Genomic DNA, 17424 nt, shown 5'->3' on the forward strand with positions numbered 1-17424 from the left:
AGTTTCTGGGCAGATTTTGCGTCAAAATCTGCTTAGTCGCTGCTGCATCCACGGATATCTACCGCGCGCGTTTGGCCCAGCACGGTAAAGCGCAGGGCCGAGCGGTCGAGCGCAAAGCTTCCCGCTTTTGCATGCATCAGCTCCGAAACCGCGATCAGCGTACCGCCTTGGCGCGTGGTTTCGGTCTCCGATACCCAGATCTGGGGATCGCCCGTTTCGGTCACGGTGTACTCGGTCCCGCCCGCATGGGGCATGCGGATATGTGCCTCGATCCGCAGCCCGTCGCTGGTGGGAGAGATCACACATTTGGCCGAAGTCACGCCAGCCTCCACCGCGCTGTAGGGCCGGTCGGACCGGGCCGCGAGGATGGCGGGGTGGCGTGGGCTTGCCGGATCCAGCATACGGTCGAATATAAGCGTGCTGGGAATGCAGACCTCCCGGCACACGCCGATCTCCATCTTGCCCTTCAGGCGCACAGGTTGGCCCGCTCGCCGGGGCGTGATGTCGATGGGCAATACCAGTTCGGTCTCATATCCCACCGATCGCATGCCGTTCTGGTCGAATACCTCGGGCGTTGGCCAGGACATCTGCGTTGCTTCCAGATTGCGCGATCCACGCCAGGAAAACTGCGGCGGGATACCGGCATCGCCGGGCGCGCGCCAATAGGTCTTCCATCCAGGTTCCAACGTCAATCGGATCGCCGCCCGGTGCGTGCCGGTCGCGGTCGTGCCACCATCGAGAACGTCAATCTGAACGACATCGTCCACCCAGCCTTGCGCCGAGACGGGCAGAGCGGTCAGGGCGGCCAGCGCCAAAGGGGCAAATACATGTAATTTCATACCCCTTCAGATGGACCAGGTTTGTCAGTTTGCCAAGTCACGTTCCGGTCAACGCGCTGCACGCGGCAAGGCTTGCACCGATGCGTTGAACCCATCATGTTAGAAGCTGTGTGAAGGGGGCTTCGAGACCGTGGCGGATATCAGATATGCTCGACCTGACCGGTAAACTCTTGATTGCGATGCCCGGTATGGGCGATCCGCGCTTTGAGGCGTCGGTGGTTTTCGTGTGCAGCCATTCCGGCGAAGGGGCGATGGGTCTGATCATCAACAAACCGGCCCCCGAAGTGCGCCTTGCCGAATTGTTGGAACAGCTTGATATCGATCCCCGGGCCGAGGGGCTGAACCGGCCGGTGCATTTCGGCGGCCCGGTCGAAGGTGGCCGCGGGTTTGTGCTGCATGGGCGCGATTACGGGTCAAGTATTCAGACGCTGGAGGTGACCGACGAGATCGGCATGACCGCGACACTGGATGTGCTCGAAGACATCGCCCGCGGGACAGGCCCGTCACAGGCGCTGATGCTGCTGGGCTATGCCGGCTGGGGTGCGGGGCAGCTGGAGGGCGAGATCGGCCGCAATGGCTGGCTGACCGCCGACGCCAGTGCGGATCTGATATTCGGCTTGCCTGATGAGCGCAAATGGAGCGCCGCACTCAAGACGCTCGGCATCGAGCCGATGATGCTGTCGGGCAGTGCCGGACACGCCTGAGTTCAGGTGCGCGGCGCGGCGGCGCGGCGCAGACGATCGTTGATCGCCTGACCCAGACCCGTCTCTGGGATCGGTGCCACGGCAATCGGGCGGCCCAGGGCATCCAACTGATGAAGACAGGCAAAGAGCCGCGCCGCGGCTTCTGAAAGATCGCCCGACGGGGACAGGTTCAAATCCCCGGTGCCGGATCCGAAGCCGAGATAGACCTCCCCCGGTTCGGGGGCCTCGGCGTTCAGGCGGACCCGCACCCGCGGGGCATAGTGCGAGCGCAGCTGACCGGGGGCCGAGATCGCGCGCCCATCGTCCCAACTGGAGAAACGACGGCCCAGAGCCGCCTCCAACGGGTCAAGCGGCACCCCGCCGGGGCGCAGGAGGATCGGTGTCTCGCCGTCAAACCCGACAACGGTCGATTCCACGCCGACAGGGCAGGGGCCCGCGTCGATCACTGCGTCGATCCGCCCCGACAGCCCCGCCAGGACATGCTGCGCGGTCGTTGGGCTGATCCGGCCCGAAGGGTTGGCCGACGGACCCGCCAGCGGCCCACCGAACGCAGCCAAGAGGGCCCGCGCCACCGGATGCGCTGGCACGCGCAGGCCCACGGTCGCCAGCCCTGCGGTCACCAGCTCACTCAGACCATGATCGCGCGCCAGAGGCAGCACCAGCGTGAGCGCGCCTGGCCAGAACGCCTGCGCGAGCCGGGCCGCGTCGTCGCTCAGATCGGCATATTGCGCCGCGTCCGCCATATCGGCCAGATGGACGATCAGCGGATTGAAGGCGGGGCGCCCCTTGGCCGCAAACAGATCGGCTACCGCACGGCCCTGGCGGGCATCCGCACCCAGCCCGTAGACCGTTTCGGTGGGAAACGCGACAAGCCCGCCCTGTCGCAGCAGCTCTGCCGCGCGCGCCAGATCGGGCGCGGTTGTGCCCAGGTGTTGGGTCTCTCGGTCATCCATTTGACATGCGGGGCTCGTGACGCGGCGTTTTGGTTGCGTGGACCCGCACGACCAGTGTGGAATGCGGATCACCATGTCTTAGCGGTGCTGTGCGCGAAGGGAAACCCATGACGGGCGCTCCTGTGATCTCGCCCGGAAGCCGCCGTCTTGAGAGGTTACGCCATGCCCTATCGCGCGCCGGTTTCGGATTTCGAGTTCATCCTGTCTCATGTGGTGGGGTTTGAGGATGTGACGGCGACCGACCGTTTTTCCGAGGCCAGCGCCGACACCGTGCACGCCATCCTCAGCGAGGCCGGAAAGATGAGCGAAGAGGTGCTCGCCCCCTTGCAACGCCCCGGCGATCTGCATCCCGCGCGACTGGAAAACGGGGTGGTGCGCACCTCTCCTGGATTTGCTGATGGCTGGAAGGCAATTGCCGAAGGCGGCTGGGTCGGGCTGGCGGGCGATCCAGACTATGGCGGTATGGGACTGCCGATGGCGCTGGCCACAGCCGTGAACGATATGATGAGTGCGGCCTGCGTGTCGTTGCAGCTGGCCCCCCTGATGGCTCAGGGTCAGATCGAGGCGCTGGAGCATCACGCAAGCGACGCCATCAAAGCGCTCTATTTGCCCAAGCTGATCAGCGGGCAGTGGACCGGCACGATGAACCTGACCGAGCCGCAGGCCGGATCGGATGTGGGTGCGCTGACCTCCAAGGCCGAGCCTAATGGCGACGGCACATACGCGATCACCGGGCAGAAGATCTATATCAGCTGGGGCGATCACGACGTGGCCGAAAACATCTGCCATCTGGTGCTGGCACGCCTGCCGGGCGCACCTGACGGGACCAAGGGGATCAGCCTCTTTCTGGTGCCCAAGCGCCTGCCGGACGAAAGCGGCAATCCCGGCGTGGCGAACGAGCTCAAGGTGGTGAGCCTGGAGCATAAGATGGGTCTGCATGGCTCGCCCACCTGTGTGATGCAGTATGACGGCGCCACTGGCTGGCTGATCGGCGAGAAGAACAACGGCATGGCGGCGATGTTCACGATGATGAACAACGCGCGCCTGGGTGTGGGCACGCAAGGCATCGGCGTGGCCGAGGGAGCCTATCAGAATGCGCTGCACTATGCGCTGGACCGCAAACAGGGCCGGTCGCTGCATGGCTATACCATTGCCGCCCATGCGGATGTGCGGCGGATGCTGACCTCGATGAAGGCGGATGTGTTTGCAGCCCGCTCCATCGCGCTGGCCTGTGCAGTCGCAATTGATATGGAGACCGCGACCGGCCACAAGGACTGGACCACACGGGCGGCGTTTCTGACGCCCATTGCCAAGGCATTCGGCACCGATGTCGGCAATGAGGTCGCGCATACCGGCATTCAGGTGCATGGTGGCATGGGGTTCGTCGAGGAGACCGGTGCCGCGCAATATGCCCGCGATGTGCGCGTGACCACGATCTACGAGGGCACTAACGGCATTCAGGCGATGGATCTGGTGACCCGCAAGCTTTCGGACGGGGGCGAGATGGCGTTCAAGCTGCTCGATGAGATCGAGGCGCAGGCCGAGCAGGTGCGCGCCAAGATACCGGCGCTTGCCGATCTGGCCGAAGGGGTCTGGCAGGCGTCCGAAAGCCTGCGCGAAGCGACCGAGTGGATGGTCGCGCAAGAGGAAGTGACCGACCGGCTGGCCGGAGCGGTGCCTTACTTGCGCGCCTTTGCACGGGTGCTGGGCGGGCATTACCACCTGTCGGCGGCGATGGCCGAGGCGGATGGGCCCCGCGCGGCATTGGCGCGGTTCTATATCACGCGCCTGTTGCCGGAGCATACAGCGCTCCTGACCCATGCGCAGGGCGGGTCGGATGATCTTTACGCATTGAGCCTGGATGACCTCGCGGCGTAAGAGACGCCCAGCAGGCGCCCGCTGAGGGGTCCGCCGGAAAAAGGACAGACATCGTGGACGGATCAGTCGAAGGGTTGCGATACCCCTGGGAGAACGCGCCCGACAGGGGCGAGGCGGTCCAGGTGGCGGACGGTGTGCTGTGGATGCGCTTGCCGCTGCCGATGAAGCTCGATCATGTGAATGTCTATGCGCTGGATGACGGCGACGGCTGGACGGTGATCGACACGGGTTTTGCGTCGCGCCTGACGCGGGAGGTGTGGGGCGCGTTGATGGCGGGGCCGCTTGGGGGAAAGCCGGTCACGCGCGTGATCGTCACCCATCATCACCCCGATCACGTAGGCCTTGCGGGCTGGTTCCAGTCGGAACATGGGGCCGAGCTGATCACAACACGCACCGCCTGGCTCTTTGCGCGGATGCTGATGCTGGACCGGCAAGAGGTGCTGCCCGAAGAGACGCTCGCCTTTTACCGGAGCGGCGGCATGGCCCCCGAGATCCTGGAAAAGCGCAAGGCGGAAAACCCCTTCAACTTTGCCGATGTGGTGGCCCCCATGCCGCTGGGCTATAGGCGGATCAAGCAAGGCGACGTGATCCGCATGGGCGGGCGCGATTGGGATGTGCATATGGGCAATGGCCATGCGCCCGAACACGCCACTTTCTGGAGCCGCGACGATCATCTGGTGATCGCGGGCGATCAGATCCTGCCCTCGATCAGCCCCAATATCGGGGTCTATGCCACCGAGCCGATGGCCGATCCGGTGAGTGATTGGATCGAAGCCTGCGAGCGCCTTGCACCGCTTGCGCGGCCAGATCACCTGGTGCTGGGCGGGCACAAGCTGCCCTTTACCGGTTTGCCAATGCGGATGCGGCAGTTGATCGACAATCATCACGGCGCGCTCAAGCGGCTGATGGGTGCGCTGGACAGCCCAAGGACAGCCGCGGATTGTTTTTTGCCGATCTTCAAGCGTAAGATCGGTGAGGGGGAGTACGGTCTGGCTCTGGTCGAGGCGATTGCCCATGTCAGCCACCTCTATCAGTTGGGCGAGGTGACGCGCAGCCGCCGCGACGATGGCGCCTGGCTGTACCAACGCAAGGGCTAGGCGATGGACAACAAGATCAGGACCACGGCAGAGTTGAACGAGGCAGATGCGCTGCCCCGGGTGCATGAGGTGCATGCGGGGGCCGAGGACCGCGCATGCATGCCGCAGCCGCCCGAAGACATGAAGAAGGCCGTCGAGCGGAAAAGCGCGGCACGCTGGGCCTATGAACGGATCATCCTTTACATCCAGAACTTTGAGAAACAGCTTGATGGTGAGCACGAGGTCGCCATGGGCTTTGCCGGGGGCGAGATCGGCGTGCTGCGGATCGAAGGGATGGGGTATTTCGACCCCGATATCGTGACATTCTACGGCAGCGATCAGGGCAGCGGGCGCACCCAGTTGATCCAGCATGTCAGTCAGTTGAATGTGATGCTGCGGGCGCTGCCCAAACCCGAGGGTCAAAGAGAGCCGCAGCGTATCGGCTTTCGTCTGGCAGCCGATCTGAGCGAGACCGCGACTGCGCCCGATTGACGTGGTGACAGGGGGTCGCGAATCCAGTATCCAGTGCCAAAATCGCGTTGAACAGGACCTATTCGATGGACGAGCATAAACACGGCGAGATGGACGTAACCGGCCAAGAAAAGACTTTTGAAGGGTTCATGAAATGGACAGTTTGGTCCGTTGTCGTGATCCTGCTTTTGATTATCTGGATGGCGATCTTTATCACTTGATCTCAGGTCCCCGGTCGCCGGATCTGAAAAGGAATTGAATAATGCGCGTTTTTGGCCTGCTTTTGGCGGCATCCGTGGCGCTTACGGGCTGTGCGGCGCCGTCCCCCTTTGCCAGTGATGAAACGGTCGCGGCGGTGTCGTTTCGCAATGAAGGGCCAAGCACCCTGACATTGCTGACCATGCTGAACAACCGCACCGATGCGGGGGCGCATACCTCGCTGGTGATCGGCGCGTCCGAGCGTATTCTCTTTGACCCCGCAGGCTCGTTCAAAGCGGCGGGAGTGCCCGAACGCAACGATGTTCTGTTTGGCATCTCCCCCCGAACCGAGCAGATCTATATCAGCGCCCATGCGCGCAGTACGCATCGCGTGGTGGCGCAGACCATCCAGGTGACCCCTCAGCAGGCAGAGCTGGCCTATCGCCTGGCGCTGGCCAACGGTCCGGTGCCGGGGGCGTTTTGTACCAGTGCCACGGTTGCCCTGCTCCGGCAGATCCCGGGGTTTGAGGGGCTCGGCTCCACCTTCTATCCGGCAAACCTGATGGCAGAGTTCGGGCAACTGCCGGGCGTCGAGACAGTCGTGCACCGCGAAAACGACGACCCATCGCTCGAAGCGGCGCTTGCACAGCTGAACTGAGCCCGCGGCCCCGGACTATCCCAGAAGATAGAGCATCCCGTAAAGTGTCGCTGCGCCCGCGCCGACAGCGGCAAACACGTTGCGCGTCACCAGTCCGACGCCCACGGTCGCGGCTGCCGCCGACAGGCGCGCGGGGTCCAGCTCTCCGCCGGTGGCATCGGGCCACAGGATCAGCGGCGCGACCAGGGCCGGCAGGATCGCCACGGCGGTATAGCGCAGGTGCCGCAGCACCCATTCTGGCATTGCGCGGTCGCCGACCAGGCCCAGAAATACAAATCTCAGGCAATAGCTGCCCACGCCCAGACCGATGATGACGATCCAGGTGGTGACAGGATCAAAGGCGCCGCTCATATCCACCTCCCGCGCGCCCTGAGCCACAGCTCTGTCTGTGCCCCGGCCATCATGCCGACCACGCCTGCGATAATCAGGGCCAGATTAAAGGGCATGCCGTTCGCCATGATTGCGACCGCAATCGCCACCAGGGCGGCGACCACATGCGCCGCCGTGCGCAACATCGGCACGGTCAGCGCCAGAAAGGTGATGGGCACCGCGAAATCCAGCGCCCATTCCGGCGGGATCTGGTTGCCCACAAGGGCGCCCACCAGCGTGAAAACATACCACATCGGGCAGACCGGTGCCACGGTGCCAAAGAAATAGGCGACCTTTTGGGCCTGCGTCATGCGGGTGTCTTTTTCATACTGGGCGATCGAGCAGGCATAGGATTGATCCACCAGGAAATAGGCCGCAATCGCGCGCTGCCACAAAGGCGTGCCGCCCAGATGAGGGGTAAGGGAGGCTGAATACATCGCCATCCGCAGATTCACCGCCAGAGCGGAGGCCAGAATGATCGCGGTCGGCGCGTTCTCGACCAAAAGCTGCAGCGCGGTGAACTGTGCGGCCCCTGCGACCACGGCCACCGAAAACAGCAGCGTTTCCAGAACGCTCAAGCCTGCCTCGGTCGCCAGAACGCCGAAGAGCATCGCAAAGGGTGCCACAACCAGAACGAAGGGCGCGCCGTCCCGGAACCCCCGCCAAAAGGCCGATTTCGTGGTGGTGGATGTCATGAGATGTCCCTAGATTGCCGGGAGGGAGTTATCGGCGTTTCGGGAGGGATGCAATTGGCCAAGGCCAGCACGACGGAAGATTTCATAATTGCACCGGATCCGTCCGCTCCGCGCCTGACGCGCGCGGTCGAGGGTGTGGATCAAAACGGCGAGATCAGCCGTATCTCGGTCGTCGAAGAGCGTCCGCTTACGATCTTTCTCAACAGTCAGGAGATCGTGACGGCCATGACCATCGGGGATTACCCGGATTATCTGGCGCTGGGTTTTCTGCTGAATCAGGGCATGCTGAAATCCGACGATCAGATTACGGGCGTGGATTATGATGACGAGCTGGAAACGGTGGTCGTGCGCACAGCCTCGCAGACCACCTATGAGGACAAGCTCAGGAAAAAGACCCGCACGAGCGGTTGTGCGGTCGGGACCGTCTTTGGAGACATGATGGAGGGGCTGGAAGGGGTGACCCTGCCTGCCACACCGGTGCGAACCTCGTGGCTTTATGAGCTGGCTTCGCGGATCAACCGAACCCCGTCGCTCTATCTGGAGGCCGGGGCGATCCACGGCACGGTTCTGTGTCATGAAGCCAGACCGCTGGTCTATATGGAGGATGTGGGCCGCCACAACGCGGTCGACAAGATCGCGGGATGGATGCTGACCGAGGGCGTCAAAGCGGAGGACAAGATCCTTTATACGACAGGGCGGCTGACCTCGGAAATGGTGATCAAGACTGCGATGATGGGCATTCCGGCACTGGCCTCGCGCTCGGGCTTTACCGCATGGGGAGTTGAAATCGCGCGCGAGGTTGGATTGACCCTGATCGGTCGGATGCGGGGGCGGCGCTTTGTGTGCCTGAGCGGTGAGGACCGGCTGATCCGCGATGCCGATCCCGCTTCGGTCGCCGAGGAAGACGGCAAGCATCGCCGCAAAAGTGCGGTCTCATGATGCGGCTATTCGGAGAGAGCTCGTGACCCCGCCGCTTGGAGTGATCCTGGCAGGTGGGCTTGCGCGCCGGATGGGCGGCGGCGACAAAGGGCTGCTCTCTTTGGGGGGGCAGACCATTCTCGCCCGGGTGATCGACCGTCTGTCGCCCCAGGTCGCAGGCCTTGGTCTTAACGCCAATGGCGATCCGGCGCGGTTTGAAGAATTTGGCCTGCCGATCCTGCCCGATACGGTCGAGGGGTTCGTGGGCCCGCTTGCGGGCGTGCTCGCAGGGCTCGAATGGGCGGCGCAAGAGGGCGCGGACAGTATTGTCACCGCCGCGGCCGACACACCGTTTTTCCCCGCTGACCTTGTGCCCCGTCTGCAGCTCGCCTCCGAAGGGATGGCACATCCACTGGTTCTGGCCGCAACCCCCGACCCTGACAAAGGTCAGGTGCGCCATCCCACCTTCGGTCTCTGGCCCGTGGCCCTGCGCGCCGATCTGCGCGCCGCGTTGCAGGGTGGTTTGCGCAAGGTGGTCCTGTGGACCGACCGGCATCAAGGGCGCGAGGCCGTCTTCCCGGTCCACCGGGTCGATCCGTTCTTCAACGTCAATACGCCCGAGGATCTGGCCCGGGCTGAAACGCTTTTGGCAGGAAACACATGAGGCTTTACGGTGTCGTCGGTTGGAAAAATGCAGGTAAGACCGGCCTGATGGAACGTCTGGTGGCCGAAATCACCAACCGTGGCATCACAGTCTCGACGGTCAAGCATGCCCACCATACGTTTGACGTGGACCATCCGGGCAAGGACAGTCATCGCCACCGGGTGGCGGGCGCCACCGAAGTGCTTCTGGCCTCGCGCAACCGATTTGCGCTGATGCACGAACTGCGCGCGGAAGACGAACCGACGCTGGAGGCGCTCCTGCCCAAACTTGCCCCTGTCGATCTGGTGCTGATCGAGGGGTACAAGCGCGACACGCATCCCAAGGTCGAGGCGCATCGCTCCGTGACCGGCAATCCGCTGATCGCGCCCGAGGATCCAACCGTGCGCGCGGTGGCCAGCGACACCCCGCTCGATCTGGATCGCCCGGTTTTTGATCTGAATGACACGCGCGCGATTGCCGATTTCATCCTGTCAGAGGTTGGCTTGTGACACCTTTCGACACCTTTGCGATGGTCGATTGGTCGGGGGGAAATGATACCGGCCCGACCCCGCGCGCCGATGCGATCTGGGTGGCCGTGGCCCGTGCCGGGCAGGTCGACGCGCCGGTCTATCTGCGCAATCGCGGGGCCGCCGAAGCATGGCTGGCAAATTTGATCGACGCGGAGCTTGCCGCAGGGCGGCGTCTCTGCCTGGGGTTTGACTTCCCGTTCGGATACCCCGCCGGGTTTGCGCAGGCCTTGACCGGAGCCGCCGATCCACTCGGCTTGTGGGCCTGGTTTGCCGAGCGGATTCATGACAGCCCCAAATCAAACAACCGCTTTGATGTCGCGGCGATGATCAACCGGGATCTGGGTCACGGCCCGGGCCCGTTCTGGGCGAACGGACTGCGGCGCGATATCGACGGGTTGCCGCGCACGAAGGCAGGATATGCCAACCCGTTCCCCGACCGTCGGGCTGTGGAACAGCGGGCAAAAGGCGCCTTTACCTGCTGGCAGATGGCCGGAGCCGGGGCTGTCGGCTCTCAGGTGATGATGGGCCTGCCGGTGCTGGAGCGGCTGCGGTCCCGGTTTGCCGGCTCGGTTTCGGTCTGGCCCTTTGAGCCTCTGGAACGCCCTGTGGCCTTTGTGGAGATCTGGCCTTCGCTCACTGTTGATGCTGCGCCCGAGGGCTGGATCAAGGATGCCTGGCAGGTCCATGAGGTGGCGCGCGTGCTCGCGGGTATGCCAGATCAGGAGCTGACAACGGCGTTGACCGTAACCGCCCCGGAAGAGGGCTGGATCCTCGGTGTGCCCGCAGCACTGGAGCCACCCCCGCTGCGCAACGATTGCTTTGCCTTGCCCGCCGGGGTGGACTGGACCCCTGTGGATGAGGCGCTTGAGCTTTTGCGGACCCGCCTGGCGCCGGTCACCGGAGTTGACGTCGCGCCGCTGGACCGGGCCTTGGGCCGGATCCTGGCCGGTCCTGTCAAAGCGCTACGCTCAAACCCACCACAGCCCAACACGGCCGTCGATGGCTACGGTTTTGCAGGGCCTGCGCCAGCTGGGCCCCAAGCGATGCCGTTGGTCGCAGGCCGGGCGGCGGCCGGGGTGCCTTTTGCGGGGTCAGTTCCGCCCGGTGCGGCGATCCGTATCCTGACCGGTGCTGCGTTGCCCGAAGGTGTGGATACCGTGATCCTGGAAGAGGATGTGACCACCGATGGCAGCCAGATCGCCTTTCGCGGGCCTCTGAAACGGGGGGCCAATACGCGCAAGGCCGGTGAAGATGTGGTTGCCGGAACCGAAGCCTTGCCTTTAGGTCGGCGCCTGACGCCTGCTGATTTGGCACTGCTTTCGGCAGTGGGCGTCTCCGAGGTCAGCTTGCGCAAACCCCTGCGTGTCGCCGTGCTGTCAACGGGCGATGAGTTGGTGGAACCGGGGGTCGCTGCAGGTGTCGGCCAGATATTCGATGCCAATCGCCCAATGCTTATCTCTATGATGACCTGCTTTGGCTTCGTGCCTGTCGATATGGGGCGCGTACCGGATGATCGTGCGGCGTTGAAGGCGACGTTGAACCAGGCGGCCGAGGTGGCGGATGTCATTCTCAGTTCCGGCGGGGCGTCTGCAGGGGACGAGGACCATGTCTCGGCGCTGTTGCGGGAGGCGGGCGCGATGCAGGAATGGCGCATCGCGGTCAAACCTGGACGGCCACTGGCTCTGGGACTTTGGGAGGGAACCCCGGTATTCGGCCTGCCCGGCAATCCGGTGGCGGCGATGGTGTGTACACTGATCTTTGCGCATCCTGCGCTGGCGGTTTTGTCGGGGCAGAGCTGGGCGGCACCGCAGGGGTTCACTGTGCCCGCTGGTTTTGAGAAGCGGAAAAAACCGGGGCGCCGCGAATACCTGCGCGCGCGGGTCCGGGAGGGACGTGCGGAGGTGTTTGCCTCCGAAGGGTCCGGACGTATCAGCGGGTTGAGCTGGGCAGAAGGGCTGGTTGAGATCGGCGATGACGCGCGCCACATTCACCCCGGCGATCCGGTGCGGTTCATCCCTTATGGCAGCTTTGGCCTCTGATCCGGGTGCTGCGCATTTTCTGACACAGAAAATGGCCAGAAACTGTGTCAGTTTCTGGTGCTTTGGTCGAATGCTGCCATTCTATGCCTGATGCCGGTTGGTGATCCAGCGGCACTGATAGGGTGCGAAATCAAGGGTTCCCGCAACAGGATCGATCCGTTCGCCTGACAAGATATCCACCCACGCGTCGCCCTCAATCAGATTCAGATGGATCGTATCCATCATGACCGTGGCGTCGCTGACATTATGCAGGGCAAAGATGGATTGATCCCGATCAAGGCTCTGCCGCCACACGCCAAAGAGGCGGTCATCGGTTTGCAGGGTGAACTGTGTCGCATTGGGATGAAACGCCGGTTGCTTGGCCCTCAATTCGATCCGCGCCTTCATTGCGGCCAGCATTTGTGCGGTCACGCTGTCTGGATCATCGAGCAGCGCTTGCAGTGCGGGATAATCCCAGTGATGGCGGTTGATCGCGCGTTTCATGCCGGTGCGAGCGACCTTGTCGTGGTCATTCGACGTGGCGAGCAGGGTGTGGATGTAAAAGGCCGGAATGCCTTCCAGCGCCATCACGATGGTTTGCGAGGTCAGCACCCGCGCCATCTGATGTGCGTCTTGCCCCGCAAACGTGCCCTTGAGCGCTTCGAACCAGGTGATGTTCAGCTCATAGACCGATTCCCTGCCCCCCAGCGCCCGCATCGAGGCATCGCCGCCAAAGTCGGCCGTCGCGGTGACCATCGCCTCGATCTGATCGGGGGGCAGGATCCCTTCGGCGGGGCGCATGCCGATCCCGTCATGGCTGGCCGAGAAATTGAGATAGGCACAGCCAAGCTGCGCGGGCGGCATCGCGGCCTGCCATTTGCGCAGATACCGGGCCGAACCCGACAAGAGCGCATGCAGGATCAGCGGCGGCAGCGGGAAGTTGTAAACCACATGCGCCTCGTTCCGGTTGCCGAAATAGCTGAGGTTCTCGGCGCTGGGCACATTGGTTTCGGTCAGCAGGATCACCGGCTCCACCGCGTAATCGCTGAGCAGTCGCATCAGCCGCACGATCGCATGGGTCTGGGGCAGGTGAATCGAGGGGCTGCCCACCTGCTTCCACAGGAAGGCCACCGCATCGAGGCGCAGGATCCGCACGCCATTGTCGATGTGCAGCCGCATGATCCTGAGAAATTCAACAAGCACATCCGGGTTGCGGAAATCCAGATCGACCTGATCATGGCTGAAGGTACACCAGACATGGCGCAGGCCGTTGGCGGTCTCCACCTCGCGCAGCAGAGGGTGGGTGCGCGGGCGCACCACTTCAGAGAGATCGTCATCCGGTGAGGCTTCAAAAAAGAACCGGTCATAGGGTGGGTGCCCCTGGATGTAGTCGTTGAACCAGGTGCTCTGGCTTGACACATGGTTCAGGACCAGATCCGACATCAGCTTGAACTCACCGCCGATGCGCTGGATATCCTGCCAATCGCCCAGCGTCGGGTTCACGGCGGTATAGTCGCTGACTGCGAACCCGTCATCGGAGGTGAACGGAAAGAACGGCAGGATATGCACGCCGTTCACTGTCCCGCGCAGGTTGCGGTGCAGAAAATCACGCAACAGATCCAGGGGTTTATGTGCCCCGTCCATGATCGAGTTGCCATAGGTGATGACCAGCGCGTCCTGCTCGGACCAAAACGAATTGCCCGGAGCGCGCCCGCGCTTGCGCCGCGCGCGGCCTTTGGGCCAGAACGCCTCTATGATCTGGCTGGCCAGGATATGGGCGTCGACATCAGGATAGATCGCGGCGACCAGATCGGCCAGCCGGAGAGAGAAGGCGTCTTTCATGCGGTGTTACGAGGCCGCCTGGGTTTCAGGCAGCGTCAAACCACCCAATGCGCAGATATGGGCCACAACCGCCTCGATACCGTGCCCGTCCTTGAGGCGGGCGAAGACAAAGGGGCGTGTCCCGCGCATACGCGTCGCGTCCCGCTCCATCACCTCCAGAGAGGCGCCCACATGCGGCGCCAGATCGGTCTTGTTGATGATCAACAGATCCGATTTGGTGATGGCGGGGCCACCCTTGCGCGGGATCTCCTCGCCCGCGGCCACGTCGATCACATAAAGCGTGATATCGGCCAGTTCCGGGCTGAATGTCGCCGACAGATTGTCGCCACCGCTCTCGATCAGCACGATATCGAGGTCCGGAAACCGGCGGCTCAACTCCTTGACGGCGGCAATGTTGATCGAGGCATCCTCGCGGATCGCGGTATGCGGGCAGCCGCCGGTCTCAACCCCCTTGATCCGATCCAGTGGCAGCGCCTGCATGCGCATCAGCGCCTCGGCGTCTTCCTGGGTGTAGATGTCATTGGTGATCGCCGCGACCGAGAGATGATCGCGCAGCGCCCGGCACAGACCCGCGGTCAGGGTCGTTTTTCCGGCGCCGACCGGTCCACCGATGCCGACGCGCAACGGTCCGTTGGGGGATGACATGTCAGAAACCTCCGATTGAGAGGATAAAGTAACCGATCCCAAGGGTCAGGCACAATGGCCCATAATATGCACGGTCCAGGCTGGCAAAGGGCTCTTCGGGCGTCAACCTGCGCCAACCGGGCATGAAGGCCGCCAGCCCGCGCGCGATAAAGACCAGCGCGATGAAGGTCATCAAGAGGCCGCGCGCCGGAAACCACATCAGATGGGGCAGGATCGCTGCAAAAAACAGGATCCCCGTCACCGTCGCACAAGAGACCGCGCCGGGCATCCTGGTGATCTCGTGCGAGCCGATCACCGCGCGCGCGAGGGCAGTCTCGTCGTTGATCGGCATCCAGTAACCGATTGCCCATAGCAGGTGAAAGGCGGCAACCACGATCAGAACGCCGGTAACGGAGAGGGCAAGTAAACTCATGAGCGAAAAAGCCTCGTATATTCGATTTCGTGCTGCATCGAGGCGATATCGGCGGCAAAGCATGAGGTGCCGATATCCTCGGTATCCAGATCTGCCGTCTCCCGCGCCAGGGATTGGCAGAGCTGTGCCATCCGCGCCAGCACCTTCTGGCCTTCGGTCTGACCCAGCGGGATCAGCCGTATCGCCGCAGAAGTCAGATTGGCGGCAAAGGCATGCAGGAAGCTGGCCGCTGTCAGGACCGGATCGATCCCGGCAAGCCGCGCAGCGGCACCCACCGCCACGGGATAGGTCGCGGGCGGTGTCGTGGTGTTCCAGATCGCGGCTGTCGTGGCAGCGAATGCCTCGCCTTGCAGGTCCGTCTCCATCCGCCGCTCGGATGACGGGCAGAGCGCGCGCGCCAGGTCATCGATCAGCGGCAGCCGTGCGGTGCCGGTCGCGTGATAGGCCGCGTGCAGCAAAATGGCATCGGATCGGCCCGCGCCATGGGCCAGAACATCTTCAAGCCATGCCTCGAACCCCGCACAATCGACGACATCACCGGCGGATACCGCGTGCTCCAGCCCGTGCGAATAGGCGAACGCCCCCACCGGATAAGCAGGGGAGAGCCATTGCATCAGTGTGAGGTGGGCCAGATCAGTGGGCATGGGAATGCGTCCGCCCATGGCCGTATGCCCCACCTTCGGGGGTGAAGGGTTCGGTGACCTGCCGTGTTTCGGCCCCAAGCAGGGACAGCATTTCGGCAATCACATGATCGGGTTTGATCAGCAGGCGCGCGGGTTCGATCTGGCAGGGGGTGTGGCGGTTGCCGATATGCCAGGCCAGCCGGACCAGATCCGAACCGGTGATTTCCAACAGCGGTTCCGGGGCCGCGATCACAGTAACTTCGCCGCCCCCTTCCAGCAGCAGAACCCCGCCATGGTCCAAAGATGTGGTTTGCGGCAGGTCGACCAACATCTCACCGGCCGAGGTCTCAAGGACTTTGCGGCGCAGGAACCTGTCATCATAGCTGAGTGCGATCTCGGCCACGGGCGTGTCATGGCCATGGGCATGGTACTGACGCGCGATCAGGCGGGGGGTGGTCATACGCACCCCCCGATCCGGATCAGAGGTAGTACATGTCGCCGAACACGTGACGCACGATGTCTTCGCGTTTCAGCCCCTGTTTGGCCAATTCTGCATCGCTCATCGCGTTGAGCGTTTCTACGCGGCGCACGCGGCTGTTGGCTTGTGCGATCATGACCAGCGTGTTGCCGATTGACTGAAAGATCGTGCCCAGGCCAAAGCCGGGGACGGTGCGCGGTGTTTGAGATGTCACATGTGCCATCGTCTTGCCATTCCTTGCGGTTACGGTGTCCTCCCGTTGCAAGGAAATAGTCAGCCACACTGACATAAGCTATGCCCATAGATGCAACCCCGGTCTTCGCCACACACAAGGCTGAGCGTCCTAGTGCAGCAGTTTTGAATAGACATGCGCCGCGATCATCTCGCGCCGCAAGCCGCGCGCCAGCAGCGCCTCGTCGCTGAGGGCCTGGAGCTTGAGATACTCTGGCAGATAGGCGTGGCGGATCGCGCCGGGGTTGAAGCCAAAGCCGATGCTGGAGAGATACCAGTCGATATCGGATGTGTCGTGTCGTGCCTGTCTCATGCGCGGAAACCTCCGGTTTGGTGACGGGTGGCTTCCTCCCCTCGCCCCCAGGATAGGCCAAAACTCTCAGGCAAGGAGATGAATTCTTAGTTAAGTGCGCAGTCGGTGCGGCGATTGGCGCAGATTTCAGCACCTGCCGTGCATTTTGGCAAATCGCAGTCATCTGGGATCCTTTTTAACTGTGAAACCGGGTGGAATATCTGCCGAAATGGGCCTCGCGATGGCAATTGGGGCACAGAGCAAGGGTGTTTTCGACCGTGTCATCGCCATTCTCGGCCAAAGGGACGATGTGATGCACCTCAAGATAAGGCCGATCCGCGTGCGTCGTGAACGGGGCAGGGCGGCGGCATCCGTCGCAGATGCCATCGGCCAGACAAAGCCGCTCGGCCACGACATCCGGGTTCCGACGATAGCGATGAATGACCAAGGCCTCGCGTTCGGGCCTGTTCTGCGCGCTGTTGAGACGGGTCCGACGGCTGGCCGCGCTGTCGGTTCGGGCCGCCGCGATGCGCGCCTGGAAATCGTCTTGCACCTCGGCATATCCGCGCAAGTCGCCCAAGTGCAGCCTGTTTTCAAACCGTTCCACCAGGCGACGCAACCCGGTGCGCCGGGTCTGACGCTGCTGCTCATAATAGGCAATGTGATCCGAAACCGAAGCCAGCCCGCGCGCCAGCGCCTTGGGGCCGTCCTCTTCCAAGATGCGGGTCAATGTGTATTGAACCGTCGCCTCACTGACCGAGCGTTTGTATATTCGCCCTTCGATCATGCAGCGCATCACGCCGATGGTCAGACCGACGCTGCCACGACTGGTTCCAAAGCGCCCATTCACCTGGAGGCGCGCGTTCTCCTTTGACAGCTCACCCGCGATCACCGCGCGCGTGGCCTCGAAACAGGCTGCGATTTCGGGAACAGAGATACGGGCCATGACCG

At 63.1% G+C, this 17424-nt stretch carries 22 protein-coding genes; 10 read left to right on the plus strand and 12 right to left on the minus strand.

Annotation, left to right across the window (positions count from 1 at the left end; translation table 11 throughout):
* Nucleotides 1-32: 32 nt before the first annotated feature.
* The gene (locus HEP69_RS19795) at nt 33-839 is read right to left on the minus strand and encodes a protein-disulfide reductase DsbD domain-containing protein (protein ID WP_290560229.1); all 807 of its coding nucleotides are present in this window, start codon (nt 837-839) and stop codon (nt 33-35) included.
* Between the two features lie 146 nt (nt 840-985).
* Here HEP69_RS19795 and HEP69_RS19800 point away from each other — a divergent pair, with 146 nt between their 5' ends.
* On the plus strand, nt 986-1543 hold the full coding sequence (locus HEP69_RS19800; protein WP_290560230.1) for a YqgE/AlgH family protein: 558 nt from the start codon (nt 986-988) through the stop codon (nt 1541-1543).
* A 2-nt stretch (nt 1544-1545) separates the two neighbouring features.
* Here the strand turns inward: HEP69_RS19800 and HEP69_RS19805 are convergent, their stop codons facing one another.
* Entirely contained in the window at nt 1546-2496 is a 951-nt protein-coding gene (locus HEP69_RS19805) for an L-threonylcarbamoyladenylate synthase (RefSeq protein ID WP_290560231.1), read from the minus strand.
* Between the two features lie 162 nt (nt 2497-2658).
* Here HEP69_RS19805 and HEP69_RS19810 point away from each other — a divergent pair, with 162 nt between their 5' ends.
* From HEP69_RS19810 to HEP69_RS19830, 5 genes are all read left to right on the plus strand, one after another.
* A complete protein-coding gene (locus HEP69_RS19810; protein ID WP_290560232.1) occupies nt 2659-4374 on the plus strand; it encodes an acyl-CoA dehydrogenase in 1716 nt (571 codons plus the stop codon).
* A 53-nt stretch (nt 4375-4427) separates the two neighbouring features.
* Entirely contained in the window at nt 4428-5471 is a 1044-nt protein-coding gene (locus HEP69_RS19815) for an MBL fold metallo-hydrolase (RefSeq protein ID WP_290560233.1), read from the plus strand.
* Nucleotides 5472-5474: 3 nt separating this feature from the next.
* Nucleotides 5475-5942: a DUF6173 family protein gene (locus HEP69_RS19820; protein WP_290560234.1), complete on the plus strand. Its 468-nt coding sequence runs from the start codon at nt 5475-5477 to the stop codon at nt 5940-5942.
* A 65-nt stretch (nt 5943-6007) separates the two neighbouring features.
* Nucleotides 6008-6142 (plus strand): aa3-type cytochrome c oxidase subunit IV, encoded by a 135-nt coding sequence (locus HEP69_RS19825; RefSeq protein ID WP_290560235.1) that lies wholly within the window; start codon nt 6008-6010, stop codon nt 6140-6142.
* 41 nt (nt 6143-6183) lie between these two features.
* Nucleotides 6184-6777, plus strand: coding sequence for a hypothetical protein (locus tag HEP69_RS19830; RefSeq protein WP_290560236.1), 594 nt, complete (start codon nt 6184-6186; stop codon nt 6775-6777).
* A gap of 15 nt (nt 6778-6792) precedes the next feature.
* Here HEP69_RS19830 and HEP69_RS19835 read toward each other — a convergent pair whose 3' ends face one another.
* Nucleotides 6793-7128: an AzlD domain-containing protein gene (locus HEP69_RS19835; protein ID WP_290560237.1), complete on the minus strand. Its 336-nt coding sequence runs from the start codon at nt 7126-7128 to the stop codon at nt 6793-6795.
* A complete protein-coding gene (locus tag HEP69_RS19840; RefSeq protein ID WP_290560238.1) occupies nt 7125-7841 on the minus strand; it encodes an AzlC family ABC transporter permease in 717 nt (238 codons plus the stop codon). Before HEP69_RS19840 ends, HEP69_RS19835 begins: the two co-directional genes overlap by 4 nt.
* A 48-nt stretch (nt 7842-7889) precedes the next feature.
* Between HEP69_RS19840 and HEP69_RS19845 the strand changes: the two genes are divergently transcribed.
* From HEP69_RS19845 to glp, 4 genes are read left to right on the plus strand one after another with little or no spacing between them, the layout of a single operon-like run.
* Entirely contained in the window at nt 7890-8780 is an 891-nt protein-coding gene (locus tag HEP69_RS19845) for a formate dehydrogenase accessory sulfurtransferase FdhD (protein WP_290560282.1), read from the plus strand.
* A 22-nt stretch (nt 8781-8802) separates the two neighbouring features.
* Nucleotides 8803-9423, plus strand: coding sequence for a molybdenum cofactor guanylyltransferase MobA (gene mobA, locus HEP69_RS19850; RefSeq protein ID WP_290560239.1), 621 nt, complete (start codon nt 8803-8805; stop codon nt 9421-9423).
* Nucleotides 9420-9911, plus strand: coding sequence for a molybdopterin-guanine dinucleotide biosynthesis protein B (gene mobB, locus HEP69_RS19855; RefSeq protein ID WP_290560240.1), 492 nt, complete (start codon nt 9420-9422; stop codon nt 9909-9911). Before mobA ends, mobB begins: the two co-directional genes overlap by 4 nt.
* The gene (gene glp, locus HEP69_RS19860; protein ID WP_290560241.1) at nt 9908-11971 is read left to right on the plus strand and encodes a gephyrin-like molybdotransferase Glp; all 2064 of its coding nucleotides are present in this window, start codon (nt 9908-9910) and stop codon (nt 11969-11971) included. The genes mobB and glp overlap by 4 nt, the downstream gene beginning before the upstream one ends.
* Before the next feature lie 81 nt (nt 11972-12052).
* Here the strand turns inward: glp and HEP69_RS19865 are convergent, their stop codons facing one another.
* The 8 genes from HEP69_RS19865 to HEP69_RS19900 form a co-directional block, all read right to left on the minus strand.
* Entirely contained in the window at nt 12053-13792 is a 1740-nt protein-coding gene (locus HEP69_RS19865; protein ID WP_290560242.1) for a sugar phosphorylase, read from the minus strand.
* A 6-nt stretch (nt 13793-13798) separates the two neighbouring features.
* Nucleotides 13799-14437: an urease accessory protein UreG gene (gene ureG, locus HEP69_RS19870; protein ID WP_290560243.1), complete on the minus strand. Its 639-nt coding sequence runs from the start codon at nt 14435-14437 to the stop codon at nt 13799-13801.
* A gap of 1 nt (nt 14438) precedes the next feature.
* The gene (locus tag HEP69_RS19875) at nt 14439-14849 is read right to left on the minus strand and encodes a DUF3995 domain-containing protein (protein ID WP_290560244.1); all 411 of its coding nucleotides are present in this window, start codon (nt 14847-14849) and stop codon (nt 14439-14441) included.
* Nucleotides 14846-15493 (minus strand): urease accessory protein UreF, encoded by a 648-nt coding sequence (locus HEP69_RS19880; protein WP_290560245.1) that lies wholly within the window; start codon nt 15491-15493, stop codon nt 14846-14848. The genes HEP69_RS19875 and HEP69_RS19880 overlap by 4 nt, the downstream gene beginning before the upstream one ends.
* Nucleotides 15483-15932 (minus strand): urease accessory protein UreE, encoded by a 450-nt coding sequence (locus tag HEP69_RS19885; protein ID WP_290560246.1) that lies wholly within the window; start codon nt 15930-15932, stop codon nt 15483-15485. Before HEP69_RS19885 ends, HEP69_RS19880 begins: the two co-directional genes overlap by 11 nt.
* A 19-nt stretch (nt 15933-15951) precedes the next feature.
* On the minus strand, nt 15952-16173 hold the full coding sequence (locus HEP69_RS19890; RefSeq protein WP_290560247.1) for a DUF1127 domain-containing protein: 222 nt from the start codon (nt 16171-16173) through the stop codon (nt 15952-15954).
* 120 nt (nt 16174-16293) lie between these two features.
* Nucleotides 16294-16494, minus strand: coding sequence for a hypothetical protein (locus HEP69_RS19895; protein WP_290560248.1), 201 nt, complete (start codon nt 16492-16494; stop codon nt 16294-16296).
* A gap of 175 nt (nt 16495-16669) precedes the next feature.
* Complete coding sequence (locus HEP69_RS19900) at nt 16670-17419, minus strand: HNH endonuclease signature motif containing protein (RefSeq protein ID WP_290560249.1); 750 nt, start codon at nt 17417-17419, stop codon at nt 16670-16672.
* Nucleotides 17420-17424 lie beyond the last annotated feature (5 nt).

The organism is Aestuariivita sp. (assembly GCF_021404545.1).
GTDB lineage: Bacteria > Pseudomonadota > Alphaproteobacteria > Rhodobacterales > Rhodobacteraceae > Aestuariivita.

Excerpts from the sequence above, each read along its gene's own strand:
- HEP69_RS19825 (WP_290560235.1), top strand. The coding sequence starts at position 6,008 with ATGGACGAGCATAAACACGGCGAGATGGACGTAACCGGCCAAGAAAAG.
- HEP69_RS19900 (WP_290560249.1), bottom strand. The coding sequence starts at position 17,419 with ATGGCCCGTATCTCTGTTCCCGAAATCGCAGCCTGTTTCGAGGCCACG.
- HEP69_RS19840 (WP_290560238.1), bottom strand. The coding sequence starts at position 7,841 with ATGACATCCACCACCACGAAATCGGCCTTTTGGCGGGGGTTCCGGGAC.
- HEP69_RS19820 (WP_290560234.1), top strand. The coding sequence starts at position 5,475 with ATGGACAACAAGATCAGGACCACGGCAGAGTTGAACGAGGCAGATGCG.
- HEP69_RS19895 (WP_290560248.1), bottom strand. The coding sequence starts at position 16,494 with ATGAGACAGGCACGACACGACACATCCGATATCGACTGGTATCTCTCC.
- HEP69_RS19805 (WP_290560231.1), bottom strand. The coding sequence starts at position 2,496 with ATGGATGACCGAGAGACCCAACACCTGGGCACAACCGCGCCCGATCTG.
- HEP69_RS19845 (WP_290560282.1), top strand. The coding sequence starts at position 7,890 with ATGCAATTGGCCAAGGCCAGCACGACGGAAGATTTCATAATTGCACCG.
- HEP69_RS19835 (WP_290560237.1), bottom strand. The coding sequence starts at position 7,128 with ATGAGCGGCGCCTTTGATCCTGTCACCACCTGGATCGTCATCATCGGT.
- HEP69_RS19830 (WP_290560236.1), top strand. The coding sequence starts at position 6,184 with ATGCGCGTTTTTGGCCTGCTTTTGGCGGCATCCGTGGCGCTTACGGGC.
- HEP69_RS19865 (WP_290560242.1), bottom strand. The coding sequence starts at position 13,792 with ATGAAAGACGCCTTCTCTCTCCGGCTGGCCGATCTGGTCGCCGCGATC.
- HEP69_RS19885 (WP_290560246.1), bottom strand. The coding sequence starts at position 15,932 with ATGACCACCCCCCGCCTGATCGCGCGTCAGTACCATGCCCATGGCCAT.
- ureG (WP_290560243.1), bottom strand. The coding sequence starts at position 14,437 with ATGTCATCCCCCAACGGACCGTTGCGCGTCGGCATCGGTGGACCGGTC.
- HEP69_RS19880 (WP_290560245.1), bottom strand. The coding sequence starts at position 15,493 with ATGCCCACTGATCTGGCCCACCTCACACTGATGCAATGGCTCTCCCCT.
- HEP69_RS19890 (WP_290560247.1), bottom strand. The coding sequence starts at position 16,173 with ATGGCACATGTGACATCTCAAACACCGCGCACCGTCCCCGGCTTTGGC.
- HEP69_RS19800 (WP_290560230.1), top strand. The coding sequence starts at position 986 with ATGCTCGACCTGACCGGTAAACTCTTGATTGCGATGCCCGGTATGGGC.
- mobB (WP_290560240.1), top strand. The coding sequence starts at position 9,420 with ATGAGGCTTTACGGTGTCGTCGGTTGGAAAAATGCAGGTAAGACCGGC.
- HEP69_RS19795 (WP_290560229.1), bottom strand. The coding sequence starts at position 839 with ATGAAATTACATGTATTTGCCCCTTTGGCGCTGGCCGCCCTGACCGCT.
- HEP69_RS19810 (WP_290560232.1), top strand. The coding sequence starts at position 2,659 with ATGCCCTATCGCGCGCCGGTTTCGGATTTCGAGTTCATCCTGTCTCAT.
- HEP69_RS19875 (WP_290560244.1), bottom strand. The coding sequence starts at position 14,849 with ATGAGTTTACTTGCCCTCTCCGTTACCGGCGTTCTGATCGTGGTTGCC.